This is a genomic window from Klebsiella africana, assembly GCF_020526085.1.
Lineage (GTDB): Bacteria > Pseudomonadota > Gammaproteobacteria > Enterobacterales > Enterobacteriaceae > Klebsiella > Klebsiella africana.
On sequence record NZ_CP084874.1, the window covers coordinates 1819897 to 1845946 of the forward strand.

The window sequence follows — 26050 nt, forward strand, 5'->3', positions numbered from 1 at the left end:
TATACCCTAAACGGGATCATATATAATAAATTGGCATAAGATGTAGCGTAACGATGTTGGTGTCAGGGTGTTAAGCGCCTTACACTACAGGAAAATCTTAATCTTCGGGGTATCTATGAAATTAGCACTTCTGGGTCGTCAGGCACTGATGGGCGCGATGGCCGTTGTTTTGATGGCTGGCGTCAGCGTGAAAACTTTTGCGGCGGAAAACCTGCTTAATCAGATTAAAGAGCGCGGCACCCTGCGCGTGGGCCTCGAAGGCACCTATCCTCCTTTTAGTTTCCAGGGAGATGACGGCAAGCTGACCGGATTTGAAGTGGAGTTTGCTAATGAGCTGGCTAAACACCTTGGCGTAAAAGCCGATCTCAAGCCGACCAAATGGGACGGTATGCTGGCATCGCTGGACTCCAAACGCATTGACGTGGTGATTAACCAGGTCACTATCTCCGATGAGCGTAAGAAAAAATACGATTTCTCCACCCCGTATACTATCTCCGGTGTGCAGGCGCTGGTGAAAAAGGGTAACGAAGGCGCGATTAAAACCGCGGCGGATCTGAAAGGCAAGAAAGTCGGCGTTGGGCTGGGCACTAACTATGAAGAGTGGCTGCGTCAGAACGTGCAGGGCGTTGATGTTCGCACCTATGATGACGACCCGACGAAATATCAGGATCTGCGCGTGGGCCGTATCGACGCCATTCTGGTCGACCGCCTGGCCGCGCTGGATCTGGTGAAGAAAACCAACAATACTCTGGCGGTAACCGGTGAAGCCTTCTCCCGTCAGGAGGCAGGCGTGGCGCTGCGCAAAGGCAACGACGATCTGCTGAAAGCGGTAGATGGCGCGATAGCCGATATGCAGAAAGATGGCAGCCTGAAGGCGCTGTCCGAGAAATGGTTTGGCGCTGACGTGACGAAATAATCGACGGCGGTGAAAAAAGGCGCTCCTGGAAGCGCCTTTTTTTATTTAGCGCATAACTGTGTGCATAATGAAGCATAACTGAGTCAGGAGGGGCCATGTCACTGCAAAATTTAACCCGTTTTCCGCGTCTGGAACTGATCGGCGCGCCAACGCCGCTGGAGTATCTGCCGCGTCTGTCCGATCACCTTGGACGTGAAATTTTTATTAAACGTGATGATACGACACCGCTGGCGATGGGGGGCAACAAACTGCGCAAGCTGGAGTTTCTTGCCGCCGATGCGCTGCGCGAGGGGGCGGATACCTTAATCACCGCCGGCGCGATCCAGTCTAACCATGTGCGCCAGACAGCGGCGGTCGCCGCCAAACTGGGGCTGCACTGCGTGGCGCTGCTGGAAAACCCCATCGGCACGCGGGCGGAGAACTATCTGAGCAATGGCAACCGCCTGCTGCTGGATCTGTTTAACACCCAGGTTGAGATGTGCGATGCCCTGACCGATCCTACCGCCCAACTCGACGAGCTGGCGACCCGCATCGAAGCGCAGGGATATCGTCCGTATGTTATTCCGGTTGGCGGTTCGAATGCCCTCGGGGCGTTAGGCTATGTGGAAAGCGCGCTGGAAATCGCTCAACAGTGCGAAGACGCCGTGGAGATCTCATCAGTCGTGGTCGCCTCCGGCAGCGCCGGTACCCATGCCGGACTGGCGGTCGGCCTTGAACAGCTGATGCCGCAGGCGGAACTGATTGGGGTGACGGTATCGCGCTCGGTCGCTGACCAATTGCCGAAAGTGGTGGCGCTGCAGCAGGCCGTGGCTAACAGTCTCGAACTACAGGCGAAAGCTGAAATTATACTGTGGGATGATTACTTTGCCCCGGGTTACGGTACGCCAAACGACGATGGGATGGCTGCTGTGAAGTTGCTGGCGCAGCTGGAAGGGATTTTGCTCGATCCGGTCTATACCGGCAAAGCGATGGCCGGGCTTATCGATGGCATTACGCAGAAACGCTTTAAGGATGAAGGGCCGATTTTGTTCGTCCATACCGGCGGAGCGCCGGCGCTGTTTGCCTATCATCCTCACCTCTAATACAGAAACCACAGCATGCAAGAAAGTATCCAACTGGTCATCGATTCCGCTCCTTTTCTGCTCAAAGGGGCCGTCTTTACGCTGCAGCTGAGCATTGGCGGGATGTTTTTCGGCCTGGTGCTGGGCTTTATTCTGGCGCTGATGCGCATGTCGCCCCTCTGGCCGGTAAAATGGCTGGCGCGCATGTATATCTCCATTTTTCGCGGTACGCCGCTCATCGCCCAGCTGTTTATGATCTACTACGGCTTGCCGCAGTTTGGCATTGAGCTTGATCCTATTCCGGCGGCAATGATTGGTCTGTCGCTGAATACCGCGGCCTATGCGGCGGAAACGCTGCGTGCGGCTATCGCCTCCATTGACAAAGGGCAATGGGAAGCGGCGGCCAGTATTGGCATGACGCCCTGGCAGACGATGCGTCGGGCTATTTTACCCCAGGCGGCGCGGGTCGCTTTGCCGCCGCTGTCCAACAGTTTTATCAGCCTGGTAAAAGATACCTCGCTGGCGGCGACGATCCAGGTGCCAGAGCTGTTCCGACAGGCGCAGCTTATCACCTCGCGAACCCTCGAGGTCTTCACCATGTATCTGGCGGCCTCACTCATCTACTGGGTGATGGCGACGGTACTCTCCTCGCTGCAGAACTATTTTGAAAACCAGCTAAACCGCCAGGAGCGTGATCCGAAATGAGTGCGATAGAAGTAACAAGCCTGGTGAAGAAATTCCATGGCCAGACGGTGCTCCACGGTATCAACCTGGAGGTGCAGAAAGGGGAAGTGGTGGCGATCATCGGCCCCAGCGGCTCGGGCAAAACCACTCTGCTGCGCAGCATCAACCTGCTGGAGCAACCGGAGAGCGGCACCATCCGCGTCGGCGATGTGACCATCGACGCCGGTCGCAGCCTGGGGTCGCAGAAAGGGCTCATTCGTCAGCTGCGCCAGCACGTTGGCTTTGTCTTCCAGAACTTTAATCTGTTTCCCCACCGTACAGTGCTGGAGAACATAATTGAGGGGCCGGTCATCGTAAAAGGTGAAGACAAGCAGGAATCGATTGTGCGGGCGCGCGAGCTGCTGGCGAAGGTGGGGCTCAGCGGAAAAGAGAACAGTTATCCGCGCCGGCTCTCCGGTGGGCAGCAGCAGCGGGTGGCTATTGCCCGCGCGCTGGCCATGCGTCCGGAGGTGATCCTGTTTGATGAACCGACTTCGGCCCTTGATCCTGAACTGGTAGGGGAGGTACTCAATACCATCCGCCAGCTGGCACAGGAGAAACGTACGATGGTTATCGTGACCCATGAGATGAGCTTCGCCCGCGATGTCGCCGATCGCGCCATTTTTATGGATCAGGGCCGCATTGTTGAACAAGGTGAGGCGAAAGCGCTGTTCGCCTCACCTCAGCAGCCGCGTACCCGTCAGTTCCTTGAAAAATTCCTGATGCAGTAAACCATGCGCTGGCGCGGCGGCTCTCGGTGGGGGTCGCCACGCCAGGCCCTTTATCGCCAACATGGCGGTGCGCGATTTCCCTCATGGCCGTATACACTGCTTCCCATCGACGCGCAGAGGGTGTAGAAAAAGGCGGAAGTGCACCTGAGTTTCTGCGCCGACAGAGGGAAAAAAGCCCGGCGTCGGGCTAATAAATGCGACAGCCACGATATTTTATACATATAAATAAGATTTATGTGTTAGTTTTCTGTATTTATAATAATGATTATCAATCAGGAGTTATTTGCACAGCTATGAGGGACAATGATTTTTTCAGCTGGCGGCGGGATATGCTGCATCAATTTCAGTCCATGGCCACCGGTGAGGAGGTTTATAATCTCCTGCAACGAGAAACTGAAGCGCTGGAATATGATTACTACACGCTATGTGTACGTCATCCGGTGCCGTTCACCCGACCCCGCGTCACGTTCCAGTCGACCTATCCTCGCGCATGGATGTCCCACTATCAGGCAGAGAATTATTTTGCGATAGATCCCGTGTTACGGCCGGAGAATTTTTTGCGCGGTCACCTGCCCTGGGAGGATGGACTTTTTCGCGATGCGCCGGCATTGTGGGATGGGGCACGCGACCATGGTCTGCAAAAAGGGGTGACACAGTGCCTGACGTTACCGAATCATGCTCAGGGCTTTCTCTCCGTGTCGGCGAATAACCGTTTGCCGGACTCTTATCCTGAAGATGAGCTGGAGATGCGTCTGCGAACGTTGACGGAGCTAAGCCTGCTGGCGCTCCTGCGTCTGGAAGACGAAATGGTGATGCCGCCGGAGATGAAGTTCAGCCGTCGTGAACTGGAAATTCTTAAATGGACCGCGGAAGGGAAAACCTCGGCGGAAGTGGCGATGATTCTCTCGATTTCGGAAAATACGGTGAATTTCCACCAGAAGAATATGCAACGGAAATTTAATGCGCCGAATAAAACGCAAATCGCCTGTTACGCCGTGGCGACGGGGTTAATCTGAAAGCGCCTGTCGTTCTGCGTGCCAGACGTAATACCGGCTGTCAGTCATACTTTCAGCCGGCACAGGATTACTGCCGGTAAGCTTGTTTAATTTGCTTAACAGTGCTGGAGAATACGGCGGCCTGAGCCTCATCTTCCATCTGCGCAATTTGCTTTTCCATTTTAATAATCACGCGACCCGCATCCGCCTGGCCCATCGCCTGCAGCATCAGCGTCATCATCGCTTTCAGGCAGGAGACTTCCTGCGCGAGTTCTTGATTATTTTCTGCAGTGGAAAAATCTGGTGTGCTCATCGATATCCTCGTTTGCTCGCTGCGCTATTGCGCATTACTCAATGTGAAGGCCGCGCAGTATACCACAAGCGAAAGAAAAAAAAGGAGTGCTTAATTTCTGTTCTCTCATCTGAGCTGTGAATGCTTTTATCCATAGGATAAGACGTAATAGGCGACAATCCGCCATTAATTTCTTCCATCTATTTAGCACGTTAATAATTGTTACATATTTTGCCTCGTATTTATCAGCTACGTAATCTGTTGTGTTTTCTGCGCTTTCTGTATAAGGATTGTTAAAAAATAAGACAGCGGCAACTCACTGTTCTCAATGACTTTCCACTGAGTGTGCACAGACATTGCCATAAATGAGAGCCAAATCGAGGCGAGGGCATTTTTTTGCCTTTTAAATTAGCAATAAAACCCGGTAATATGTGGGAGATAAAGTATCAATAGCGTTATCCCTCATTCTGGAGATTATTCCTTTGATCAACGTTCTTCTTGTTGATGACCACGAACTGGTGCGCGCAGGGATACGACGCATTCTGGAAGATATTAAAGGGATTAAAGTCGCTGGTGAAGCTTGCTGCGGCGAGGACGCCGTGAAGTGGTGCCGGGCTAATTCCGCTGATGTCGTCCTGATGGACATGAACATGCCGGGTATCGGCGGGCTGGAAGCCACGCGCAAAATTGCGCGTTCCGTGGCGGGTACCAAAGTGATCATGCTGACCGTGCATACCGAGAATCCCTTACCTGCAAAGGTCATGCAGGCAGGGGCGGCAGGCTATCTCAGTAAAGGTGCGGCGCCCCAGGAAGTGGTGAATGCGATTCGCTGCGTGGCGTCTGGACAACGTTACATCGCTTCCGATATTGCTCAGCAAATGGCGTTAAGTCAGATTGAACCGGAAAAAACGGAATCGCCGTTTGCCAGTTTGTCTGAACGCGAATTGCAGATTATGCTGATGATCACCAAAGGTCAGAAGGTGAATGAGATCTCAGAGCAACTGAATCTGAGTCCCAAAACGGTTAACAGTTATCGCTATCGGATGTTCAGCAAATTGAACATTCATGGCGATGTCGAGCTGACCCACCTGGCAATTCGCCATGGCCTGTGTAATGCGGAGTCGTTAGCAAGCCAGTGAGTGATGTTTTTGACGCAAAAGCTTTTCTGAAAACGGTGACCAGCCAGCCCGGTGTGTATCGAATGTATGATGCTGGCGGGACCGTCATCTATGTTGGCAAAGCCAAAGATTTGAAAAAGCGGCTTAGCAGCTATTTTCGCAGCAATCTCGCGTCGCGTAAAACCGAAGCCCTGGTGGCGCAGATTGCACAAATTGACGTGACCGTCACTCATACCGAGACGGAAGCGCTGCTGCTGGAGCATAACTATATCAAGCTGTATCAGCCACGTTACAATGTGCTGTTACGCGACGATAAATCCTACCCTTTCATCTTTCTCAGCGGTGATACTCATCCGCGCCTGGCGATGCATCGTGGCGCTAAGCACGCGAAAGGCGAGTATTTTGGTCCTTTCCCTAACGGCTATGCCGTGCGGGAAACCCTGGCGCTATTGCAGAAGATCTTCCCTATTCGTCAGTGTGAAAACAGCGTCTACCGTAACCGCTCGCGTCCATGCCTGCAGTATCAGATTGGTCGTTGCCTCGGGCCGTGCGTGGCGGGCCTGGTCAGTGAGGAAGAGTACGCTCAGCAGGTGGAGTATGTGCGGCTGTTCCTGGCCGGTAAAGATGATCAGGTTCTGACCCAGCTCATCGCGAGGATGGAGAAAGCGAGCCAGAGCCTGGAGTTTGAAGAGGCGGCGCGCATTCGCGATCAGATTCAGGCCGTCCGCCGGGTGACAGAGAAACAGTTTGTCTCTAACACGGGTGACGATCTTGACGTGATCGGCGTCGCTTTTGATGCCGGGCTGGCCTGCGTTCATGTGCTGTTTATTCGTCAGGGCAAAGTGCTGGGCAGTCGCAGCTATTTCCCGAAAGTGCCGGGCGGCACCGAACTGGGAGAGGTGGTGGAGACCTTTGTCGGCCAGTTCTATCTCCAGGGGAGCCAGATGCGTACGCTGCCGGGTGAGATTTTACTCGACTTCAGTCTCGGCGATAAAACGCTGCTGGCCGATTCCTTATCGGAGCTGGCGGGACGTCGAATCAATGTGCAAACGAAACCGCGTGGTGATCGAGCGCGTTACCTTAAGCTGGCGCGCACTAACGCGGCGACGGCGTTAACCACTAAATTGTCTCAGCAATCGACCATTCATCAGCGTCTGCAGGCGCTGGCCTCCGTGCTGGAGCTGCCGGCAGTGAAGCGGATGGAGTGCTTTGACATCAGCCACACCATGGGCGAACAGACCGTAGCATCCTGCGTGGTGTTTGACAGCAATGGCCCACTGCGTGCGGAGTATCGACGCTACAATATCACTGGCATTACCCCAGGTGATGATTATGCGGCGATGAATCAGGTCCTGCGTCGTCGCTATGGTAAAGCAATTGATGACAACAAGATTCCGGATGTCATCCTTATAGACGGCGGCAAGGGACAGCTGGCCCAGGCGAAAGTGGTGTTTGCGGAGCTGGATGTGCCCTGGGATAAACATCATCCACTGCTGTTGGGCGTGGCAAAAGGTAGCGATCGAAAAGCCGGCCTGGAAACGTTATTCTTTGAACCGGAAGGGGAGGGGTTTAGCCTGCCGCCGGATTCTCCAGCCCTGCATGTTATCCAGCATATCCGCGATGAATCACACGATCATGCGATTTCCGGGCATCGGAAAAAACGGGCGAAAGTGAAAAGTACCAGCACACTGGAGACTATCGAGGGGGTGGGGCCGAAGCGTCGTCAGATGCTGCTGAAGTATATGGGCGGTCTGCAGGGGCTGCAGCAGGCCAGCGTCGAGGAAATTGCCAAAGTACCGGGCATTTCTCACGCTCTGGCAGAAAAGATCTTCTACTCGTTGAAACATTAGGGGCTCTGTAGCAACATAGGGCTAATTTTTACTTACAACAGATAGTTACCCGTCACTATGCAATTTAATATCCCTACGTTGCTTACTCTGTTTCGCGTCATCCTGATCCCGTTCTTTGTGCTGGCGTTTTATCTTCCCTTTAGCTGGGCCCCGTTTGCCTGCGCGCTCATTTTCTTTGTTGCTGCGGTGACCGACTGGTTTGATGGTTTTCTGGCCCGTCGCTGGAACCAGAGCACCCGGTTCGGTGCCTTCCTTGATCCGGTAGCCGATAAAGTCATGGTGGCTATTGCGATGGTGCTGGTTGCCGAGCACTATCACACCTGGTGGGTTACGCTACCCGCGGCGACGATGATTGCCCGCGAGATCATAATCTCCGCACTGCGCGAATGGATGGCGGAGCTGGGGAAACGCAGCAGCGTGGCGGTCTCGTGGATTGGCAAAGTGAAAACGACGGCGCAGATGACCGCCCTGGTGTGGATGCTGTGGCGTCCTTATCCGTGGGTGGAGTGGGCCGGGATTGCGCTTTTCCTCGTGGCGGCGGTGTTAACGCTGTGGTCGATGCTGCAGTATTTGAACGCGGCGCGCGGCGATTTGCTTGATCAGTGATCGTTTCGCCGTTATTTTCAGCAAACGACACAAAGTTGCGAAAAATACCGTTGACTCATCGCGAGAGATAAGTAGAATGCAACGCATCGAACGGCAGCACAGTCTTCCAGACGATAACAAAATCAAGTGATTAGCAAATAACTTGATAATGCGGGAATAGCTCAGTTGGTAGAGCACGACCTTGCCAAGGTCGGGGTCGCGAGTTCGAGTCTCGTTTCCCGCTCCAGATTAACAGCATCGGCAGTTGCGGGTGCTTCAGTATCAAAGGCGCGTTAGCAAAGCGGTTATGTAGCGGATTGCAAATCCGTCTAGTCCGGTTCGACTCCGGAACGCGCCTCCACTTTATATCCCGAGCCCGGATGGTGGAATCGGTAGACACAAGGGATTTAAAATCCCTCGGCGTTCGCGCTGTGCGGGTTCAAGTCCCGCTCCGGGTACCATTGGGAAATATAGAATAATCAAAGCAATAAGCAGTGTCGTGAAACCACCTACGGGTGGTTTTTTTGTGTTTAAAACTCTCCTTGCCAAAGATGCGTCCGAAGATAATTTCCCTGGAACGCATATCCATTCATTTTTCCGACCGCCAACAACCGACACGATTTAAGTTATCCGGTCATACATTGAAATTACCGTTTGTCCTGAATGCTGGTGACCTGGCTTAGCCTGCCTCTCTTCGGCTCATTCCTCCACATAAGAGGCCCTTTGTGCCATCACAGCCTAAAATTAGGAACCTATTTGCAGAGGGGGCGCTTTTATTGTGCTGCGATTTTCGCGGTGTGACATCCACGTATCAGCAAGTTTTTTATACGTTCCGGGCATTAAAAATAGCTCCGAAGTCGGGTTCTGTCTCTCGCAGATCTTCTTCATGCTGGTTGTGGTATTTAATCGGGTTCAGAAGCACACCACGCTGTTTTAGGGTGAGCGTCTGCCCTATCCGTGAAACAAGACCTCCCGGCGTAGCGCGTTAAACAGCCTCGATTTAAGGGGACTCCGTCAGTATGATCATATCGTCTATGATGAGGATATCGTGATTGCGCCTCATGGCCTCTCTTCGGCGTGCTGGATATCGCGTTATTCTCGGGGAAGCTTCTGCCGGTGCGACGCAAAACTGAATAAAATGATTAAGCGAGCTGTATTATGATTTAAAAATTAGTAGTGGCAAATAGAATGAGTATGCCGACAGGATGCGATTTGTTGTATTGAGTTGATGGCGGAGGGGAACTATTTTAGATAAAATATATACCGGGTATAATTAGATAGATGTGATGTATTGGTTTGTGATGATATTTATTAACTGAGTGAGAATATATCTACAGTAAACTGAGAGAACACCCCCTTATTTAAGTAAGGGGGTAGGAGTTATTTTGCGGTTATTTTAATAGAGTCACAAGCAGAGTTTTCGTGTTTGAGAATTTCAATGGTTGATTCTTTACCTGAAAATTCCTCAACATCCATGATTCCACTACTGCCGTTTTTAATATAAACATTACTGGATTTTCCTTCATCGTTGCTAATTTTTATGTCCACACCATCAGCATTACTACACGTCGTGTTGTAAGAGTCAAAAACAAGCGTGTTAACTCCAGTTAGTATCCATTTCGCTGTGGTAGGGGTGTTGTCTCCTGGATGGGCATCGATTTCACCATTATCGGAGATGGTAAATTTACCCCAGGTATCACCAACAACTACACTTGCTGAAAGAAACGGATAGTAAAGCCCTTTCCCATATACTTGTTCCCATTGAGGGTAATGCTTGTAGAAAAGTGAAAAAAAGTTTTTAATCTCTTTATCGGTATAGGAACGCGTTCGTTCATAAATGTATGCAGTAACTCCATCCGACAGTTTATAGGCAGGGCCTATTCTCCTGAAAGCAGCACCAATTCCGTCACCTGAAAGAATTTCATTTGCTGGTATGGTAATTACCCTTTGCCCATCCGGTGTCAGGTGTGTTTGTATCGGATCCGCTACAACAAAATATTTCGAGAGTAAAGATTCAATATTAATACCATCTCTGAGATCAACTTGAGAAGCATATGCTATTTTCCCTGTTAATTTCCGGTAGGAAATGGTATTTATCATATCGTCATTAAGTACTGAACTTGAACTAAGTATCGTGACTTTTTCATTTCCCTGTGTAAGCGATTCAATATTTTTAACGAGAGTAACGTAATTGTTGAAATTATCTACGTGCATAGGCAACGATTTGATAGGCAACAACTTGTCAATCGTTGTATATTGTTTTGCGCTAAATAGCGAAGTGTAGTTAATAAAAAAACATAAACCAGTGACGGCAATGAGCATTGAATATTGATAAGTTTTGCTGGTAGCAAGATGCAATAACGTTTTTAATCCCAAGGTAGCGATTATTAACGCCCAAAGAGCAAAAGGAAGGCAGTGTTGTACGCCGGGGCTTTGTGTTCTTGTAAATAAGAAAAAACTAAATACTAAGTTAAAAGCTGAGAATATGATAAGGATTTTATCATTACGGTCTTTACGCCGAAAAATGGAAAGCAATCCAATGATTACAAAGGGGAATAGATATAAACCGATATCATTATAAAGATTTTCAATGGAATGACTGAGAGAGGACTGATAAGCAGAATATATTGTGGCGTAGTCAGTTGTAATTACTCTCTTAATTAATGCACCCTGAAATATCAAGGTAAGCAATACGGAGAAAATACCAGCAACGAAAAAATTTTTGATAATGATGGCCACGCGACCAAAGCTATGCTTGGCATTATTGTAGAGGAAATAATTAAGCACAGGTAATGATATATACAATGATACAACCGTATATGCGTACCATCTTCTCAATAAGAATGGAGACCACAGAAGTAATCCAGTCACAAGGGCTTTTTTAATTTTAACCTTATCACCGAAATCACTGCTCGAAACATATAGTAATGCAGCAATTATTGGGATTAAGCCTGATATATCAGGATATCCTTTAAGCGTTGGGGCCCAAAAAGCCACAAAGGTTAAAGGTAAAATGCAAGAAAGTAACAACCAGCCAAAAGAGTGATTATCAGAAAAACGTTTACACAGTAAATGGAAGAGTATTACTGTAGGGAAAAGATACATCACAGCCAATGAAGTTATATAAGACAGCCGTGAAGGTAAATTAAAAAGATAGAACCATGACGTGATGGCGACAGGAAGAGAGTTATAGTCATCATGTCTAATAGAGTGAAAGACTGTCCTTATTGAGTTGATAGGCTCATTAGGGAATGTGGCACAAAACTCTTCCCACATTCTCCAGTATCCATTGAAATCCCAATAGTAAATGTTCTGTTCATGAGCTATAAATATGCTGGTTTGGATAACCACCACCAACAAAATCATGAATAATAAAATAATTGATGGGGGCTTATTATATCTCATTTTCACCACCTGCTTTCTCTTCGATAAAGAATTTTGGCCTGTTTTTACTTTCCATATAAATTTTCCCAATATACTCACCAATAATACCCAGAGAGAGCATTTGAACACCACCAAGGAAGAAAATGGCAATCATGACTGAAGTCCACCCAGCAACAGTGTCCCCCTGCAATTTCTCAATGACTGCATAGATGGCTGCAATTGATGATATTAAGCATGTAACAATGCCAGCCATAGCGATCATACGCAATGGAGTAATTGTAAGGGAAGTTATTCCTTCCAGCGCCAGCGAGAGCATTTTTTTTAAAGGATACTTCGATTCGCCCGCGACCCTTTCATCCCTACTATAATAAACATTAGTAGATTTATAGCCAAGAAGGGGGATAAGCCCTCTTAAATAAACATTTTGCTCTTTAAACTTATTCAGAGCCGAAAGCGCAGTGCGCCCCAGTAGTCTGAAATCCGCATGATTGGGAACCTGATTTACCCCTAACCAACTCATTAGCGAGTAGAATTTATTTGCTGTGGTTCTTTTAAAGACTGAATCACTGTCCCTGTTATCGCGTACTCCATAAACAATCTCAAATCCTTCGTGGTATTTGTCGATCATTTTTTCAATGCAACTTATATCATCTTGCAGGTCTGCATCAATACTAACAGTTACGTCTGTATCAGCGTTTGATAATCCCGCCATTAGGGCTATCTGGTGTCCTCGGTTTCTTGATAATTTTAATCCTCGGACAAAAGAATTTTTGCAGGATGCGGCCTTAATTTGTTCCCAGGTATCATCTCTGCTTCCATCATCTACAAAAAGAATATAACTCTTATCGCTAATCTTTCCTTTGGAAATGAGGTTTGATAATACTGACGTTAAACCATCCAAACAGAAAGGGAACGCGTCCTTTTCGTTGTAACATGGCACTACAATTGCGAGTGATGGTGATTTTGACTTCATAATGTCCATATTAATCTCATTCATTTCATAGACCAAAATTTATTAAGGATAAAACCTATTGCTGTGTAAAAAAACATGCCTATAAATTGCGCGGTATAAACATGCTGGGGCATGAGTGTTAAAAAGAATTTCATCGCTACTAGATTAAAAATATAACAAATTGCGCAGACTGATAGGAACTTGATGAACTTTATTAAGCTCAATGAAGTAGAGAATGTGAATCTTACGTTCATAATGAAGCTAAAAAGAATGCCCGCGACATAACCGGAGACATTAGATAGGTAGATGCCAACGCCGAACTGCATCAAGCTGAATATAACCGCTGCCGTCAAAGCTGTGTTCGCCAAACCAACGAATACATACCTAACAGCTTGTGATTTAATACTAGTTAGCACCAATAACTCCATTTTACCAATTGAAAGTTATGTATTTTTATGGAACGAACGCATGTTCGATGAAAATGACAGAAAACCATAGACAATATCCTTAAAGGTTAGAGCGATATTATAAGGCATAAAGAGAAATCAAAAAAGCTCCTGGATTAGATCTGGGTATCCAGGCCCGACATAGCAGCCAGGCTGCGTAATGTTAGCTGGGCGAGGGCAGTAGGGATGCACAGTAATGTCCTGGTTGCTATCGTTTGGCTGGTATAATTAATTGATTTTATTATACTTAACGACCAAGTGATCACGCGATTTCTTTAATTCATTTCCTTTTGGCAATCCGCCTTTGCCAGCCAAACGCCACTTATTTTTCAGGCGAAATTTTACTTCAAGTGCGCCTCTCATTTGTCCCAGGACAAAACGATCTTCCCTTGCTACTATCAACCGGATACTTATCCCAGCCTACCGGAGGCACCATGTTCACTGGACTTTGCGCATTCCCCCTGACACCTTTGCGTCAGCAAAAGATCGATGAAAAGGCGTTTATCCGTATTCTCGCGCGTCTTAACGATGCCGAGGTTGACTCGCTGGGCATCTTAGGCTCCACCGGCAGCTACGCTTATCTCAGCCGTGAGCAGCGTAGGCGGGTGGTGCAGGTAGCGAAGGTGCATGCGGGGTCGATTCCGATGATGGTCGGCGTCGGCGCCATTGCGACTAGCGAGGTGCTGCGCCTGGTGGAAGATGCTCAGGAGGCAGGGGCGGATGCGTTATTACTGCCGATGATGTCCTATCAGCCGCTTTCCGCGGAGGAGATTTTTGCTTTTTACGAAGAAGTCTGTCGGCATGTTTCCGTACCGGTTTGCCTGTATGACAATCCCCGCACTACCCGCGTAATGCTGGCGGATGAGCTGCAGGGGCGTATCGCCGCTTTGCCGGCCATTGCCTCGATTAAAATTCCCGGCCTGCCCGCGCCACAGGCGAGCGAACGTGTTGCGGCCCTGCGTCAGCATCTTCCCTCTCGGGTTACGCTTGGCGTCAGCGGCGACGCGTGGGCCACGGCCGGGTTACAGGCTGGCTGCGAAGCCTGGTATTCGGTCTGCGGCGGACTCTTTCCCCAGCACTCACTGGCGCTGGTAAGAGCGATACGTAGCGGCGATGTGGCGCAGACTGCGGCACTGAATGAGCAGCTGGCCCCCCTATGGCGATGCTTTGACCGCTATGGCGGCAGTCTGCGAGTGATAGCCAGCGCCGCGGCGATCCTCGGACTCTGCGATCCAGACTCGCTTCCCCGGCCGTTGCTTTCGTTAGGGGAGGAGGCCTGTCGTGAGGTGGCGGTAGCGCTGCGTGGCCTGGCGTGATCGCGTATCGTTGATACCGACGCGTCGGGTGCCGCCGGGTGGCTTTCTGTCGGCAATTCGGCTACTGTAGGCCCGATTTTTACCATGCGAGCCTGTGAATGAATACCGGACCTTTAAATGAAAACGAACTGGAATGGCTGGACGAGACGCTGGCGAAATACGCCACCGACGGCACCATTCTGGATGTGTCTGAACTGGATGGCCTGCTGACGGCAATCCTGTCTGCGCCGACTGACATCGAGCCCGCCGAATGGCTGCTCGCCATCTGGGGCGGGGCGGACAATGTGCCCCGCTGGGCCAATGATCGCGAGCGCGATCGCTTTGTCAATCTGACGCTGCAGCATATGAGCGACATCGCCGAACGGCTGGAGTCCTATCCCGATCAGTTTGAACCGCTGTTCGGCACCCGCGAAGCGGAAGGTCAGGAGCTGACTATCGTCGAGGAGTGGTGCTTTGGCTATCTGCGCGGCGTGGCGCTGAGTGACTGGTCGACGCTGCCCGCTGAGCTTCAGCCGGAGCTGGACGCTATCGCGCTTCACGGCAGCGAAGAACAGTTTAGCGCGCTGGATAATCTGACGGCAGATGAATTTATCGCCAGCATCGAGCGTATCACTCCGGCGGCGCTGGCGCTTTACCAGTACTGGATGGCGAATCCCCTGCCGGTGGTAGTTCCTCAGCCGGTCAGAAATGAGGCAAAGATCGGACGTAACGATCCCTGCCCGTGCGGCAGCGGTAAGAAGTATAAGCAGTGTTGCTTAGCGAAATGAAAAAGGGGCCAGTTGGCCCCTTTTTTATCCCACCGCGGGTAACAACCCGGCGACGATACAGAACTGGATAGCCACGATTCCCACTCCGCACAGCAGAACCAGCCACAGCGCCGGTGCGCCGCCGGCAACTCGCCAGGCAGCCTGCGGATGCTGACGACGGCTCTTCATGACCAGCAGGGCTGGTAACATCAGGGCCAGCACGGCGAGTGCCACCCCGGCGTAACCCAGGGCCATAACAAAGCCGCGTGGGTAAAACAGGGCGAACGCCAGCGGCGGCAGGAAGGTGATCACCCCACTTTGCAAACGCCCGCCAACGCTGTTTTTGCGCTGGAACATATCGGCCAGATAATCAAACAGACCGAGGGAGACGCCGAGGAATGAGGTTGCCAGCGCAAGGTCGGCAAACAGATGAACGGCCAGCTCCACGTGCGGTGAGGCAACCACTTCGCGGATCGCCTCCAGCAGACCGTTCAGACCGGCGTTTTTCGCCAGCAGGGCGGTAAAGGCTGGGGCATCGATACTCCCCAATGTCGCCAGCTGCCAGAAAATATAGGCCACCAATGGAATAAAGCTGCCGATAATAAACACCCGGCGCAGTTTGCGAATATCGCCTCCCAGGTAGCTGACGATGCTCGGTACGCTGCCGTGAAAGCCAAAAGAGGTAAAGACGACCGGAATGGCCGACAGAGCCAGGCCTTGCTCAACCGGCAGCGTCAGCAGATTGACCTGATGTATGTGCGGCATCAGCAAGGCCAGCATTATCACCAGAAAGATGATCTTGGCGCTAAACAGAAAACGGTTGAAGAGATCGACCAGCGCGGTACCGATGCAGACCACCGCCCCGCCCAGCAGTGTGAAGATCAGTACGCCTGCTGCCGGCGGTAGCTGCCAGCCCAGCCACTGGTTAAGGCTGGAAGCCAGTAATTCACCGGCACCACTGATATAGGCTGCCGTGAGAGCGTATAGCAGAAACAGCATGCAGAATCCGGTAACCCACTGCCCATAACGGCCCAGATAGCGTGCCGCCAGAGACCCTAGCCCCATATCGGCAGGGACATGCTGATAGACTTCCAGTAGTAAAAGCGCCGTATAGCACATCAACGCCCACAGGGTAAAAAGTAAACCCAGCGTGACGCCAAACCCGACGCCAGCGGCGGCCAATGGCATGGCCAACATTCCTGCACCGATTGTGGTGCCTGCTACGATTAAAATACTGCCCAGAGTGCGGTTTTTCACGCTTGTCGCTATCCCTACAGCAAATAACAATAATTTATGCCGCGCAGAGTAGGGGATCTTGCGAGGTTCGTCAAATGAGGGTTACAACCACTGTAATGAAAACTTTACGAGTGTAGAGAGCAGAAAATCTGCGCTGGCGCAAAGCGCAGGCTGCCCGTCTGGCCTAAGCTGGCGGTTTTTCAGGAGGGGTTATGTCTTCTATTCACGGTCATGAAGTGCTGCAGATGATGCTGGCGTCGGAGGAGCCCTGGACGCTCTCCTCGCTGGAGGCGGCCATCCACCGTCGCTTCGGCGCAGAGGCGCGCTTTCACACCTGTTCAGCGGAGAATTTGAGCGCTGCTGAACTGGTGGCGTTTTTAGAGAAAAAAGGGAAATTTATAGCCAAAGAGGAAGGGTTTACCACCGCAGAAAATAAGATTTGCCGCCATTAAAAAATGCCGCGACGTAAAGTCGTCGCGGCCTGGGCGATTAATTCTGCGTATCGAGGGTCGCCAGCTCTTTATCGATAAAGTACAGACCTTCGCCGCTTTTCCCGACGAGGGTCAGTTTGTCAATCACTGATTTAAATAATTTCTCTTCTTCATGCTGTTCAGCAACATACCACTGCAGGAAATTAAAGGTTGGGTAATCCTGGCTGGTCATGGCCGCGTGCGCCAGTTCATTAATTTTTCTCGTGATTAACTGCTCATGCTCATAGGTCTGGCGGAACAGCTCATCCAGTGATGCATAATCGGCAAACGGGGAGGCGATCGCGTTGATGCGCGGCAGGCTGCCGGTGTCGGTCAGGTAGTCGAACAGGCGCTGCATATGGGTCATCTCTTCCTGGGCATGGCGACGCAGGAAGGCCGCTGCGCCTTCAAAACTATGGTAACTACACCAGGCGCTCATCTGCTGATAAAGAAGAGAGGAATAAAGTTCAAGATTCATCTGTTCATTTAGTTTGTCGATCATTTCCGTTTTCAGCATTGCCGCGCTCCTGGAATTAAAAAATAGATGTTATAGGAGGTCACTATAATTTGTTATTTAATTATTTGCAAAAAGTAAATTTAAAAATGTTTTATTTAAAATGCTAATGGGAATAACACGCATTGGCAATTTAATAATAAATGAGAATGGTTTTAATTTATTATTCATCATAGTGGAAAATGATATGACTGCCACCTGGCTGTCGAGGCAGAGAGAGCGAGGCGAGGGGGGCCCCTGGGGGAGTGAACCCGGCGGCTGGGCCGGCGAAGATGGCGAAAGTGTGAAGCGCTGCGTAATTTTTAAAACAACTTTTCATAAAATTTGAAAGTTTGTTTTCAAGGTAGTAGAGTTGCAGTCAACGCCAATGACATTCTGCGGGCAATCCCGCACAGCATTCAGGAGAGTAAACCATGAAGATTGCATTGATGATGGAGAACAGCCAGGCGAACAAAAACGCCATCATCCTCAACGAGCTTAACGCGGTTGCCGACGAGAAAGGATTCCCGGTCTATAACGTCGGCATGAGCGATGAGAACGATCATCATCTGACCTACATCCATCTTGGGATCATGGCCAGTATTCTGCTGAATTCGAAAGCAGTCGACTTCGTGGTCACCGGCTGTGGTACCGGTCAGGGGGCGCTGATGTCGCTGAACATCCATCCTGGCGTGGTCTGTGGCTACTGTATCGATCCGGCGGATGCGTTCCTGTTTGCCCAGATCAACAACGGTAACGCCCTGTCGCTGCCGTTTGCCAAAGGTTTCGGCTGGGGCGCGGAGCTGAATGTACGGTTTATCTTTGAAAAAGCCTTTACCGGCCGCAATGGCGAAGGCTATCCGCCGGAGCGCAAAGAACCGCAGGTGCGCAATGCCGGGATCCTCAACCAGGTCAAAGCCGCGGTAGTAAAAGAGAACTATCTCGATACCCTGCGTGCTATCGATCCGCAACTGGTGAAAACCGCGGTATCTGGTCCACGCTTCCAGCAGTGCTTCTTCGAAAACTGCCAGGATAAAGCGATCGAAGACTTTGTTCGCCAGATCGTCGGCTAACCGTCATCAGGGCCAGCACCGCTGGCCCTTCCGTCATTTATTTCTTCTTCTCCGACACGCTGCTGCCCGCCGTCCTGGCCAGGTGCAGGCTGTCGATCATCCCCACCAGACAGATGAAGGCGATAAACACAAACGACAGGCGGAAGCTGATTCCCGGTAGTTCAGTAAGATGCAGCCAGTCGCCAACCTGCTCGCCCAGGCGAATGCCAATCGCCCCGAGCGTGATCCCCAGCCCTACCGCCAGCTGCGACGCGGTACTGAACAGCGTATTGGCATCACTCATCTGTGCGGCGGGGACATCCGCAAAGGCCAACGTGCTTACACCGGTAAACTGGATTGAGCGAAATACCCCGCCGAGATAAAGGATCAGCATGATGGCCCAGACCGGCGTCTGCGGCGTAAGCAGCGCGCAGGCCAGCAGCGAACAGACGTTCAACGCGCCGTTGATCAGCAGTAGCCGACGAAAGCCCAGCCAGCGAATGAGCGGCGTGGTGGCGGGTTTAATGGTTAAATTACCGACAAACACCGCCAGCACCAGCAGGCCGGAGTGAAAAGGATCCATACCGAACCCCACCTGGAACAGCAGGGGGAGCAGAAAGGGCACCGCGCTGATGGAGGCCCGGAACAACGAGCCGCCGTACATTGTCACCCGGAACGTCGGCACCTGCAGGGCGTCGAGACGAACCATAGGCGCCGCCGTCCGGCGGAAATGACGAATGGAATATAACAGACAGCCAAAGCCAAGCGCGGCGAGAGCCAGCGTGGGCCAGATTGCTGGCTGACGATCGCCAAGCCGTTCCATCGCGGTCACCAGACTGACCATCGCCACCGAGGTAGTGATAAATCCGGTGAGATCGAAGGAGCGCCGTTCCGTTTCGCGAATATCAGGAATAATGCGCAACGAAAGGATGATGGCTGCAAGGCCCAGCGGGACATTGATAAAGAAGATCCAGTGCCAGCTGGCGTAGCGGGTTATAAAGCCGCCCAAAGGCGGGCCGATAATGGGAGCAACCAGCGCCGGCCAGGTCAGGGTGGCAATGGCCTTGATCAGCAGGTGTTTCGGCGTGGTTCGCAGTACCGCCAGGCGACCAACGGGTACCATCAGCGCACCGCCGACGCCCTGAAGGATACGCATGGCGACAAAGGTATTCACCTCGGTGGAAAGGCCGCAAAAAACCGAGGCCAGGGTAAAGATCCCCAGGGCGAGGGTGAAAATAGCGCGGGCGCCAAAGCGATCGGCGATCCAGCCGCTGGCCGGGATCAGGACCGCGAGGGTGATCAAGTAGGCGCTAATGCCGATATTCAGCTCTACCGCGCTGACGCCAAAATCCCTCGCCATATCGGGCAGGGCGGTGGCGATCACCGTTCCGTCGAGAAACTCCATAAAAAAAGCACCGGCCACCAGCAGCGCCGGCGCTGAAAAAGTGCGTTCGTCTCTGGAAGAAATCGCCGTATTCATGTTGTCACTGCCATCAAGAGTCTGATCCTGTGCAAAGCGGCAGGAGAAGGTCCGCCAGCCAGTAGGGTAGATAAAAAAACCTGCGACGGCAGGTTTTTTTATCTGTGAAGATTTAGGGTACTATTACGCTCCTGAAAAAAGGAGTAATTAATGTCTCAACATCTTACCGAACACGACGAGCTGGTTTCCGATGTGGTTGCCTGCCAGCTGGTTATCAAACAGATCCTCGATGTCATTGACGTCATTGCGCCCGTGGAAGTGCGTGAAAAAATGACCACTCAGCTGAAAGCTATCGACTTCGCCAGCCATCCGGCCTCTGCCGATCCGGTGACCCTTCGTGCGGTGCAAAAAGCGATCGCGTTGATTGAGCTGAAGTTTACCCCGCAAGAAGAAACGCATTAATAACAGGCCTCGCCGGTCACCGGCGGGGCCTCCTTCTTTAATGGGAAACGACGGTCTGCGCGGGCGCAGGGGCAGCATCTTTGAACAACTTGCTGTTTCCCCAACACTCTTCGTAGCGATGACCGACCAGATCCTCCACAATAACCCGCACATCCGGCGCGATATCGCTGATTTTGCCGCCCGCTTTGATCCGCGCGACTTCCTGCAACACCACCAGATGAGTTTTACGATCCAGCTTCATCTGCTTGCTGAAGACGATGGCCGCCAGGGCTAATGCGATCACCCCGACGCAGAATACCACCGCGATAGCGGTCACCGCGCTTTCCGGCTGGCTGTGCGCTTTTGACTGGAAACCGTAGAAGCTCAGGATCGCCCCCATCGAAAACACCACAATCGAGCGCAGAATTTTTCCTGAGAAGGTCATCGCGCCGGCATAGATCCCTTCCCGGCGGCGTCCGGTGTAGATTTCATCGACATCGGCCAGGAAGGTATAAACGGTCCACGGTATATAGTAAACCCCGCCTGTACCCAGGCCGAACAGTACGGTGATACCGAACATCAGCACCGTTGCCAGACCTGACGGCAGATGGAAAAACCACAACGAGGTGTACAGCAGAACCGCGAAAATCACGATCCCCAGCGCCAGAATATAGGGTTTACTGAAGCCCTTTTTTACGCACAGGCCGATAAACAGCGCTGTAGAGATTAGTTGCAGAATCGAGTTCAGGCTGTTCAACCCAGCGACCATCGCCGGATCGTGCTGCAGAACGAAGATCACGAAATAGGTAAAAATGGAGGCAAACAGCCATTCCGCGCCAAACCCGCACAGGTACATACCAAGATGTTTGCGGAATACGCGCAGATAAAATGTGGAACGCATATCTTTGGCCAGCGACAGCAGGGTGCTGAGCAGTCCTTTCTTCGCGCTGGTATCCACTTCTTCCTCGCGCTCCCGCTCCCAACTGCATAGCCACAGACAGGAAATGGCGATGATCAGAATGGCGCCGTAGGTTAGCCCGGTGAGGAAGAAGGGGGTCGCAGAATCTTTGCCATACAGCAGAATGAACTGGCCGGGAATAAACGCTGCGAGGAAGTTGGCCAGCTTGCCAAAGATAGCTTTATAGCCGGTAAGCTTTGAGCGCAGCGAGAAATCATCGGTCATCTCTGTCGCCAGCGTTTCATAGGGCACCATGATAGAGGTGTAGATGATCTCAAACACCACATAGGTACACAGGTAATACCAGAAACTCAGGCCCTCGACCCACAGCAGTGGGTAGAACATCATCAGTGGAATACCGATCAGCAGAAAGAAACGCCGGCGGCCAAAGCGCTTGCCTAAGCGCGTTTTGCCAAAATTATCCGTCAGGTAGCCCATCAGCGGGTTGCTGATAGCGTCAATGATGCTGGCGACGGAGAAGATAAATGAGGCCTCGATCAGCGTCAGGCCGCAGAAGGTTGTATAAAAATAGAGTAACCACGCGCCGCTAATCGCCAGTGCGCCGCTTCCCAATAGGTTACCGCCGCCGTAGGCTAACTGATGGCGTAACAAAATCGGTCTTCCCTGCAGCCGTTCAGAGGCTGAAGCCGTGTATCGAGCCATAAAATAAACCCCGTGTTTTAAATTTTTGAAACGCTGTTTTTATATTTCTTTATGGTTCGTGAAAAAGTGACCCGGCTCACTAATCCCCCCTATGGGGTCACGGTGATGAGGGAATGGGATCGAGTTAAAACTTTTTTATTCTTGAAAGGAATAATCGGCTAGGAAAAATAGACGTAATGGATTAATAAACAGGGCGGGGCAGCGTGGACACGCTTCCCCTGACAGAACGATAAATGCTTTACTAATGCGGCTTCTGCACTTCTCCGACGAATGCCATCAGACGACGGTCGGTCTGCTCCATCCCGAGCCCGGCTTTATCGGCATTACGAATTTCCTCAAGCACGCTTTGCAACAGCAGGCCATCCTGCTGTTGCTCTTCCGCCAGCAGCGTGAGAAACCGCCAGGTGCTATCGTCGCTTTGCGCTTTGGCTTCCTGAGCGAGACCGCTCAGCATACTGCTGCGCTGCCGGTAATCGCTTAGGGTCTGGGTAAAGAGATCTTCAAGCGAGCTACATTCGGGGCGACAGGATTGGTCGGGATTGACGATCGGCCAGCTGCCAGCTTTTTTCAGATAGTCAAAGACGCGCATGGTGAGGGTGATGCTGCTTTGCGCGCGGGTGCGCAGAAACGTCGCGGCGCCGTCGAAATGATGTCGGGCGCACCACTCGCTTAAGTTCAGATAAACGTTAGAGGCGTGGAACTCAAGATTCATTTGGGTGTTTAGCTTTTGTGCCATTCCTGGAACTGCCATAAAAATATCCTTATTAACCGGGAAGGGGTTACTGGTGCGCGTCAGCGGATCCTGCGGATAACCACAAGATAAAATAGTGACACGCTGCACTGTTGCAGAATAATAAAACTCTACACATTCCGTATGAGTCGGGTATTTTTTTCCATTTACCGACAATTTAAGAATACTCGCTCAACTGAATTAAGAAAACTCTCAATCGCGGCAATTTACGTTTTGTTACACCATTATTTGTGGAAACTGTCCAGGCTGAGATTGTGCGCCGTTGGCAGGGGCGAGCTGGTTTCAGATTGGTTATAAGATATAAGTATTTGACTACGAGATTCGTCGTAGAAGAGAACGGAATACGTTATTTAATTAGTAATGTTTCAGGCTGATGATCATTATTTTTATTTTTTGTTGCAGGTATTTTTATGAAGAGGAATATATTTTTTCAATTCGGAATAAATTACGTCAAAGATCCGTTTTTTCGCGATATTAAGCGGCCTTTGCCGCTCAGCGGTGCGAGGTGGTTTTTCACTTAAGAGGCGCATAGTCGATCGCACTTCACAATGCCGTCTACCGGCGTTAATAACAACGATTTAACCCTTTGTTAAACACCTTCTGACATCGCAAGGATAAGTCTGCTGATGGTATAGATAATCCTGCTATTTCCAGGTTAAATTGTATGACAATTATGTCTTTTTTTATGTCATTTTTTGCTAAATCTATGTACGCAATTACTGTAATTCCGCGATGTGATGATGCTCTCGTATGGAGAATTAATTTCCGGGTATTACTACTCTAACAACGGTAGTAGGGTATGCGATTTTTCTAATACCTTGTTTTGATGTCGATAAAATTGTTAATTCCGATTTTTCCCTACATGAAAGCGAAATAAAGCTGGAGTTTACCATGCACAAATTTACTAAAGCGCTGGCGGCGATTGGTCTCGCTGCGGTTATGTCACAATCAGCTATGGCGGAAAATCTTAAACTGGGTTTTCTGGTGAAACAGCCGGAAGAGCCATGGTTTCAGACTGAGTGGAAATTTGCTGATAAAGCAGGAAAAGATTTAGGCTTTGACGTTATTAAAATTGCGGTCCCGGATGGGGAGAAAACCCTCAACGCGATTGACAGCCTGGCGGCCAGCGGCGCGAAGGGCTTTGTCATCTGTACTCCCGACCCTAAGCTCGGCTCGGCGATTGTCGCCAAAGCGCGTGGCTATGATATGAAGGTGATTACCGTCGATGACCAGTTCGTCAATGCGAAAGGCAAACCGATGGAGAGCGTACCGCTGGTGATGATGGCGGCCAGCGAAATCGGCGCCCGTCAGGGTCAAGAACTCTATAAAGAGATGAAAAAACGCGGCTGGGATGTCAAGGATACCGCCGTGATGGCCATCACCGCTGATGAGCTGGACACCGCTCGCCGTCGCACCACCGGTTCTATTGATGCCCTCAAGGCGGCAGGCTTCCCGGACGCGCAAATCTACCGCGTGCCGACTAAATCTAACGATATCCCCGGGGCGTTCGACGCCGGTAACTCCATGCTGGTCCAGCACCCGCAGGTTAAACACTGGCTGATCGTTGGGATGAACGACAACACCGTACTCGGCGGCGTGCGAGCCACCGAAGGCCAGGGCTTTAAAGCGCCGGATGTGATTGGCATCGGCATCAACGGCGTGGATGCCGTCAACGAACTGTCGAAAGCGCAGCCGACCGGATTCTATGGCTCCCTGCTGCCAAGCCCGGATATTCATGGCTATAAAACCAGTGAAATGCTTTACAACTGGGTCACCAAGGGCGTTGAGCCGCCGAAGTTCACGGCGGTGACCGATGTGGTGCTGATTACCCGCGATAACTTCAAAGAAGAGCTGGCGAAAAAAGGGTTGTAACAGCCTTGTTGAACTGGCCCCCGCCGTCGCGGTGGGGGCTGAGTGCAGAAGAGTGGAGTCGTTATGCAACAGTCTACCCCTTATCTCTCGTTTCGCGGCATCACCATGACGTTCCCTGGCGTAAAGGCCTTGTCCGATATCAGTTTTAACTGCTACCCAGGACAGATCCACGCGCTGATGGGCGAAAATGGCGCAGGCAAATCGACGCTGTTGAAAATTCTCAGCGGCAACTATATCCCGACCGCGGGCCATCTGCAGATCGGCGGTCAGCAGATGGCATTCTCCAATACCATGGAGGCGCTGAACGCCGGCGTGGCGATTATCTATCAGGAGCTGCATCTGATCCCGGAGATGACCGTCGCCGAAAATATCTATCTTGGCCAACTGCCGCACAGAGGCGGCATCGTCAATCGCTCGCTGCTCAACTATGAGGCTCGTCTGCAGCTGGAGCATCTGGGACTGGATATCGACCCCGAGACGCCGCTGAAGTATCTCTCTATTGGCCAGTGGCAGATGGTAGAGATTGCCAAAGCGCTGGCGCGTAACGCCAAGATCATCGCGTTCGATGAGCCGACCAGTTCGCTCTCCGCCCGGGAGATCGACAACCTGTTTCGCGTTATCCGCGAACTGCGGGAAGAGGGACGGGTCATCATCTATGTTTCACACCGGATGGAAGAAATTTTTGCGCTCAGCGATGCCATCACCGTCTTTAAGGATGGCCGCTATGTCTGCACCTTTGACGATATGGCGAGCGTCAGCCACGACGCGCTGGTCCAGGCGATGGTGGGACGCAACCTGGGCGATATATATGGCTGGAAGTCACGGCAGTACGGCGAAGAGCGGCTGCGTCTGGAGGAGGTCAAAGCCCCGGGCGTGCGCACGCCGATCAGCCTCTCGGTACGCAGTGGCGAAATCGTCGGCCTGTTCGGGCTGGTGGGCGCCGGGCGTAGCGAACTGATGAAAGGCTTATTTGGCGGCACCCGGATCACCGGCGGTCAGGTGTATATCGATGGCCAGCCTGTCGACATCCGCAAACCGGCCCAGGCCATCCAGGCTGGCATGATGCTGTGCCCGGAAGATCGTAAAGCCGACGGGATTATTCCGGTTCACTCGGTGCGCGACAACATCAACATCAGCGCCCGGCGCAAACATATCCATGCTGGCTGCCTGATCAACAACGCCTGGGAGGCGGGCAATGCCGCTCAGCATATCCAGTCGCTGAACATAAAAACGCCCGGCCCGGAACAGCTGATCATGAATCTCTCCGGTGGCAATCAGCAGAAAGCGATCCTTGGCCGCTGGCTATCGGAAGAGATGAAAGTGATCCTGCTCGATGAACCCACCCGCGGCATCGACGTTGGCGCCAAACATGAAATTTACAATGTGATATATGGCCTCGCTGCCTCCGGTGTCGCCGTAGTGTTTGCCTCCAGCGATCTTCCGGAAGTGCTGGGCGTTGCCGACCGCATCGTGGTGATGCGCGAAGGGCAAGTCGCCGGCGAACTGCTGCATGAAGAAGCCAATGAACAGCAGGCGTTAAGCCTTGCGATGCCAAAAGTGAGTCAGGCTGTCGCCTGAG

Annotated in this window: 26 protein-coding genes, 3 tRNA genes and 1 pseudogene; 19 read left to right on the forward strand and 11 right to left on the reverse strand. The window is 51.5% G+C overall.

Going from position 1 to position 26050, the window contains the following annotated elements:
- Positions 1–115: 115 nt before the first annotated feature.
- The 5 genes from tcyJ to sdiA all read left to right on the forward strand — a co-directional run bounded on the left by tcyJ (position 116) and on the right by sdiA (position 4447).
- Complete coding sequence (gene tcyJ, locus LGL98_RS08780) at positions 116–916, forward strand: cystine ABC transporter substrate-binding protein (RefSeq protein ID WP_004203468.1); 801 nt, start codon at positions 116–118, stop codon at positions 914–916.
- A 95-nt stretch (positions 917–1011) separates the two neighbouring features.
- On the forward strand, positions 1012–1998 hold the full coding sequence (dcyD, locus tag LGL98_RS08785; protein WP_136032138.1) for a D-cysteine desulfhydrase: 987 nt from the start codon (positions 1012–1014) through the stop codon (positions 1996–1998).
- Between the two features lie 15 nt (positions 1999–2013).
- Positions 2014–2682, forward strand: coding sequence for a cystine ABC transporter permease (gene tcyL, locus LGL98_RS08790; RefSeq protein ID WP_008804215.1), 669 nt, complete (start codon positions 2014–2016; stop codon positions 2680–2682).
- On the forward strand, positions 2679–3431 hold the full coding sequence (gene tcyN / locus LGL98_RS08795; RefSeq protein WP_136032140.1) for an L-cystine ABC transporter ATP-binding protein TcyN: 753 nt from the start codon (positions 2679–2681) through the stop codon (positions 3429–3431). The genes tcyL and tcyN overlap by 4 nt, the downstream gene beginning before the upstream one ends.
- Positions 3432–3724: 293 nt before the next feature.
- Positions 3725–4447 (forward strand): quorum-sensing transcriptional regulator SdiA, encoded by a 723-nt coding sequence (gene sdiA, locus LGL98_RS08800; RefSeq protein ID WP_136032142.1) that lies wholly within the window; start codon positions 3725–3727, stop codon positions 4445–4447.
- 67 nt (positions 4448–4514) lie between these two features.
- Here sdiA and LGL98_RS08805 read toward each other — a convergent pair whose 3' ends face one another.
- Positions 4515–4739 (reverse strand): DUF2594 family protein, encoded by a 225-nt coding sequence (locus tag LGL98_RS08805; protein WP_004203457.1) that lies wholly within the window; start codon positions 4737–4739, stop codon positions 4515–4517.
- 461 nt (positions 4740–5200) lie between these two features.
- Here LGL98_RS08805 and uvrY point away from each other — a divergent pair, with 461 nt between their 5' ends.
- The 6 genes from uvrY (at position 5201) to LGL98_RS08835 (ending at position 8732) form a co-directional block, all read left to right on the forward strand.
- On the forward strand, positions 5201–5857 hold the full coding sequence (gene uvrY / locus LGL98_RS08810) for a UvrY/SirA/GacA family response regulator transcription factor (RefSeq protein WP_002911539.1): 657 nt from the start codon (positions 5201–5203) through the stop codon (positions 5855–5857).
- Positions 5854–7686, forward strand: a complete 1833-nt coding sequence (uvrC, locus tag LGL98_RS08815) for an excinuclease ABC subunit UvrC (protein WP_136032144.1) — start codon at positions 5854–5856, stop codon at positions 7684–7686. Before uvrY ends, uvrC begins: the two co-directional genes overlap by 4 nt.
- Positions 7687–7743: 57 nt before the next feature.
- Positions 7744–8292 (forward strand): CDP-diacylglycerol--glycerol-3-phosphate 3-phosphatidyltransferase, encoded by a 549-nt coding sequence (pgsA, locus tag LGL98_RS08820; protein ID WP_004141115.1) that lies wholly within the window; start codon positions 7744–7746, stop codon positions 8290–8292.
- Positions 8293–8442: 150 nt separating this feature from the next.
- Positions 8443–8518: transfer RNA gene (locus LGL98_RS08825), tRNA-Gly, on the forward strand.
- Positions 8519–8558: 40 nt separating this feature from the next.
- Positions 8559–8632: transfer RNA gene (locus tag LGL98_RS08830), tRNA-Cys, on the forward strand.
- 13 nt (positions 8633–8645) lie between these two features.
- A tRNA-Leu gene (locus LGL98_RS08835) sits at positions 8646–8732 on the forward strand.
- Positions 8733–9651: 919 nt separating this feature from the next.
- Here the strand turns inward: LGL98_RS08835 and LGL98_RS08840 are convergent.
- The 3 genes from LGL98_RS08840 to LGL98_RS08850 are packed head-to-tail and all read right to left on the reverse strand — an operon-like array spanning position 9652 to position 13035.
- Positions 9652–11676, reverse strand: a complete 2025-nt coding sequence (locus tag LGL98_RS08840) for a hypothetical protein (protein WP_136030115.1) — start codon at positions 11674–11676, stop codon at positions 9652–9654.
- Entirely contained in the window at positions 11666–12637 is a 972-nt protein-coding gene (locus LGL98_RS08845) for a glycosyltransferase family 2 protein (RefSeq protein WP_023312627.1), read from the reverse strand. Before LGL98_RS08845 ends, LGL98_RS08840 begins: the two co-directional genes overlap by 11 nt.
- An 11-nt stretch (positions 12638–12648) precedes the next feature.
- Positions 12649–13035 carry a GtrA family protein gene (locus tag LGL98_RS08850; RefSeq protein WP_032192118.1) on the reverse strand — a complete coding sequence of 129 codons (387 nt, stop codon included), beginning with the start codon at positions 13033–13035 and terminating at the stop codon, positions 12649–12651.
- A 452-nt stretch (positions 13036–13487) separates the two neighbouring features.
- Here LGL98_RS08850 and LGL98_RS08855 point away from each other — a divergent pair, with 452 nt between their 5' ends.
- A complete protein-coding gene (locus tag LGL98_RS08855; RefSeq protein WP_136030116.1) occupies positions 13488–14369 on the forward strand; it encodes a dihydrodipicolinate synthase family protein in 882 nt (293 codons plus the stop codon).
- Positions 14370–14467: 98 nt separating this feature from the next.
- Positions 14468–15136 carry a YecA/YgfB family protein gene (locus LGL98_RS08860; protein ID WP_136030118.1) on the forward strand — a complete coding sequence of 223 codons (669 nt, stop codon included), beginning with the start codon at positions 14468–14470 and terminating at the stop codon, positions 15134–15136.
- Positions 15137–15160: 24 nt separating this feature from the next.
- Here LGL98_RS08860 and tyrP read toward each other — a convergent pair whose 3' ends face one another.
- Positions 15161–16372 carry a tyrosine transporter TyrP gene (tyrP, locus tag LGL98_RS08865; RefSeq protein WP_136030120.1) on the reverse strand — a complete coding sequence of 404 codons (1212 nt, stop codon included), beginning with the start codon at positions 16370–16372 and terminating at the stop codon, positions 15161–15163.
- Between the two features lie 191 nt (positions 16373–16563).
- Between tyrP and LGL98_RS08870 the strand changes: the two genes are divergently transcribed.
- A complete protein-coding gene (locus LGL98_RS08870; RefSeq protein ID WP_136030122.1) occupies positions 16564–16803 on the forward strand; it encodes a YecH family metal-binding protein in 240 nt (79 codons plus the stop codon).
- Between the two features lie 37 nt (positions 16804–16840).
- Here LGL98_RS08870 and ftnA read toward each other — a convergent pair whose 3' ends face one another.
- Entirely contained in the window at positions 16841–17338 is a 498-nt protein-coding gene (gene ftnA / locus LGL98_RS08875; protein WP_136030124.1) for a non-heme ferritin, read from the reverse strand.
- 57 nt (positions 17339–17395) lie between these two features.
- Positions 17396–17509 (reverse strand): annotated as a pseudogene (locus LGL98_RS08880) (hypothetical protein); the annotation flags it as partial.
- A 239-nt stretch (positions 17510–17748) separates the two neighbouring features.
- Here LGL98_RS08880 and LGL98_RS08885 point away from each other — a divergent pair.
- Entirely contained in the window at positions 17749–18387 is a 639-nt protein-coding gene (locus tag LGL98_RS08885) for an RpiB/LacA/LacB family sugar-phosphate isomerase (RefSeq protein ID WP_136030126.1), read from the forward strand.
- Positions 18388–18424: 37 nt separating this feature from the next.
- Here the strand turns inward: LGL98_RS08885 and LGL98_RS08890 are convergent, their stop codons facing one another.
- The gene (locus LGL98_RS08890; protein ID WP_136030128.1) at positions 18425–19846 is read right to left on the reverse strand and encodes an MFS transporter; all 1422 of its coding nucleotides are present in this window, start codon (positions 19844–19846) and stop codon (positions 18425–18427) included.
- A gap of 150 nt (positions 19847–19996) precedes the next feature.
- On the opposite strand from LGL98_RS08890, the gene LGL98_RS08895 reads away from it, so the two are divergent.
- Complete coding sequence (locus tag LGL98_RS08895; protein WP_002911524.1) at positions 19997–20248, forward strand: DUF2766 family protein; 252 nt, start codon at positions 19997–19999, stop codon at positions 20246–20248.
- A 37-nt stretch (positions 20249–20285) separates the two neighbouring features.
- Here the strand turns inward: LGL98_RS08895 and LGL98_RS08900 are convergent, their stop codons facing one another.
- Positions 20286–21848, reverse strand: coding sequence for an MFS transporter (locus tag LGL98_RS08900; protein ID WP_136030130.1), 1563 nt, complete (start codon positions 21846–21848; stop codon positions 20286–20288).
- Between the two features lie 51 nt (positions 21849–21899).
- Between LGL98_RS08900 and LGL98_RS08905 the strand changes: the two genes are divergently transcribed.
- Positions 21900–22010, forward strand: a complete 111-nt coding sequence (locus tag LGL98_RS08905) for a hypothetical protein (protein ID WP_226651835.1) — start codon at positions 21900–21902, stop codon at positions 22008–22010.
- A gap of 79 nt (positions 22011–22089) precedes the next feature.
- Here LGL98_RS08905 and LGL98_RS08910 read toward each other — a convergent pair whose 3' ends face one another.
- Together LGL98_RS08910 and LGL98_RS26315 are read right to left on the reverse strand one after the other, a co-directional pair.
- Positions 22090–22599 (reverse strand): non-heme ferritin-like protein, encoded by a 510-nt coding sequence (locus LGL98_RS08910; RefSeq protein WP_136030132.1) that lies wholly within the window; start codon positions 22597–22599, stop codon positions 22090–22092.
- Positions 22600–22985: 386 nt separating this feature from the next.
- Positions 22986–23129: a hypothetical protein gene (locus LGL98_RS26315; protein WP_369762655.1), complete on the reverse strand. Its 144-nt coding sequence runs from the start codon at positions 23127–23129 to the stop codon at positions 22986–22988.
- Positions 23130–23490: 361 nt separating this feature from the next.
- Between LGL98_RS26315 and LGL98_RS08915 the strand changes: the two genes are divergently transcribed.
- A complete protein-coding gene (locus LGL98_RS08915; RefSeq protein ID WP_136030134.1) occupies positions 23491–24471 on the forward strand; it encodes an arabinose ABC transporter substrate-binding protein in 981 nt (326 codons plus the stop codon).
- 63 nt (positions 24472–24534) lie between these two features.
- On the forward strand, positions 24535–26049 hold the full coding sequence (gene araG, locus LGL98_RS08920; protein ID WP_136030136.1) for an L-arabinose ABC transporter ATP-binding protein AraG: 1515 nt from the start codon (positions 24535–24537) through the stop codon (positions 26047–26049).
- Position 26050 lies beyond the last annotated feature (1 nt).

Excerpts from the sequence above, each read along its gene's own strand:
- tcyJ (WP_004203468.1), top strand. The coding sequence starts at position 116 with ATGAAATTAGCACTTCTGGGTCGTCAGGCACTGATGGGCGCGATGGCC.
- dcyD (WP_136032138.1), top strand. The coding sequence starts at position 1,012 with ATGTCACTGCAAAATTTAACCCGTTTTCCGCGTCTGGAACTGATCGGC.
- tcyL (WP_008804215.1), top strand. The coding sequence starts at position 2,014 with ATGCAAGAAAGTATCCAACTGGTCATCGATTCCGCTCCTTTTCTGCTC.
- tcyN (WP_136032140.1), top strand. The coding sequence starts at position 2,679 with ATGAGTGCGATAGAAGTAACAAGCCTGGTGAAGAAATTCCATGGCCAG.
- sdiA (WP_136032142.1), top strand. The coding sequence starts at position 3,725 with ATGAGGGACAATGATTTTTTCAGCTGGCGGCGGGATATGCTGCATCAA.
- LGL98_RS08805 (WP_004203457.1), bottom strand. The coding sequence starts at position 4,739 with ATGAGCACACCAGATTTTTCCACTGCAGAAAATAATCAAGAACTCGCG.
- pgsA (WP_004141115.1), top strand. The coding sequence starts at position 7,744 with ATGCAATTTAATATCCCTACGTTGCTTACTCTGTTTCGCGTCATCCTG.
- LGL98_RS08840 (WP_136030115.1), bottom strand. The coding sequence starts at position 11,676 with ATGAGATATAATAAGCCCCCATCAATTATTTTATTATTCATGATTTTG.
- LGL98_RS08845 (WP_023312627.1), bottom strand. The coding sequence starts at position 12,637 with ATGGACATTATGAAGTCAAAATCACCATCACTCGCAATTGTAGTGCCA.
- LGL98_RS08850 (WP_032192118.1), bottom strand. The coding sequence starts at position 13,035 with ATGGAGTTATTGGTGCTAACTAGTATTAAATCACAAGCTGTTAGGTAT.
- LGL98_RS08855 (WP_136030116.1), top strand. The coding sequence starts at position 13,488 with ATGTTCACTGGACTTTGCGCATTCCCCCTGACACCTTTGCGTCAGCAA.
- LGL98_RS08860 (WP_136030118.1), top strand. The coding sequence starts at position 14,468 with ATGAATACCGGACCTTTAAATGAAAACGAACTGGAATGGCTGGACGAG.
- LGL98_RS08870 (WP_136030122.1), top strand. The coding sequence starts at position 16,564 with ATGTCTTCTATTCACGGTCATGAAGTGCTGCAGATGATGCTGGCGTCG.
- ftnA (WP_136030124.1), bottom strand. The coding sequence starts at position 17,338 with ATGCTGAAAACGGAAATGATCGACAAACTAAATGAACAGATGAATCTT.
- LGL98_RS08885 (WP_136030126.1), top strand. The coding sequence starts at position 17,749 with ATGAAGATTGCATTGATGATGGAGAACAGCCAGGCGAACAAAAACGCC.
- LGL98_RS08890 (WP_136030128.1), bottom strand. The coding sequence starts at position 19,846 with ATGAATACGGCGATTTCTTCCAGAGACGAACGCACTTTTTCAGCGCCG.
- LGL98_RS08895 (WP_002911524.1), top strand. The coding sequence starts at position 19,997 with ATGTCTCAACATCTTACCGAACACGACGAGCTGGTTTCCGATGTGGTT.
- LGL98_RS08900 (WP_136030130.1), bottom strand. The coding sequence starts at position 21,848 with ATGGCTCGATACACGGCTTCAGCCTCTGAACGGCTGCAGGGAAGACCG.
- LGL98_RS08905 (WP_226651835.1), top strand. The coding sequence starts at position 21,900 with ATGGTTCGTGAAAAAGTGACCCGGCTCACTAATCCCCCCTATGGGGTC.
- LGL98_RS08910 (WP_136030132.1), bottom strand. The coding sequence starts at position 22,599 with ATGGCAGTTCCAGGAATGGCACAAAAGCTAAACACCCAAATGAATCTT.
- LGL98_RS26315 (WP_369762655.1), bottom strand. The coding sequence starts at position 23,129 with ATGCGCCTCTTAAGTGAAAAACCACCTCGCACCGCTGAGCGGCAAAGG.
- LGL98_RS08915 (WP_136030134.1), top strand. The coding sequence starts at position 23,491 with ATGCACAAATTTACTAAAGCGCTGGCGGCGATTGGTCTCGCTGCGGTT.
- araG (WP_136030136.1), top strand. The coding sequence starts at position 24,535 with ATGCAACAGTCTACCCCTTATCTCTCGTTTCGCGGCATCACCATGACG.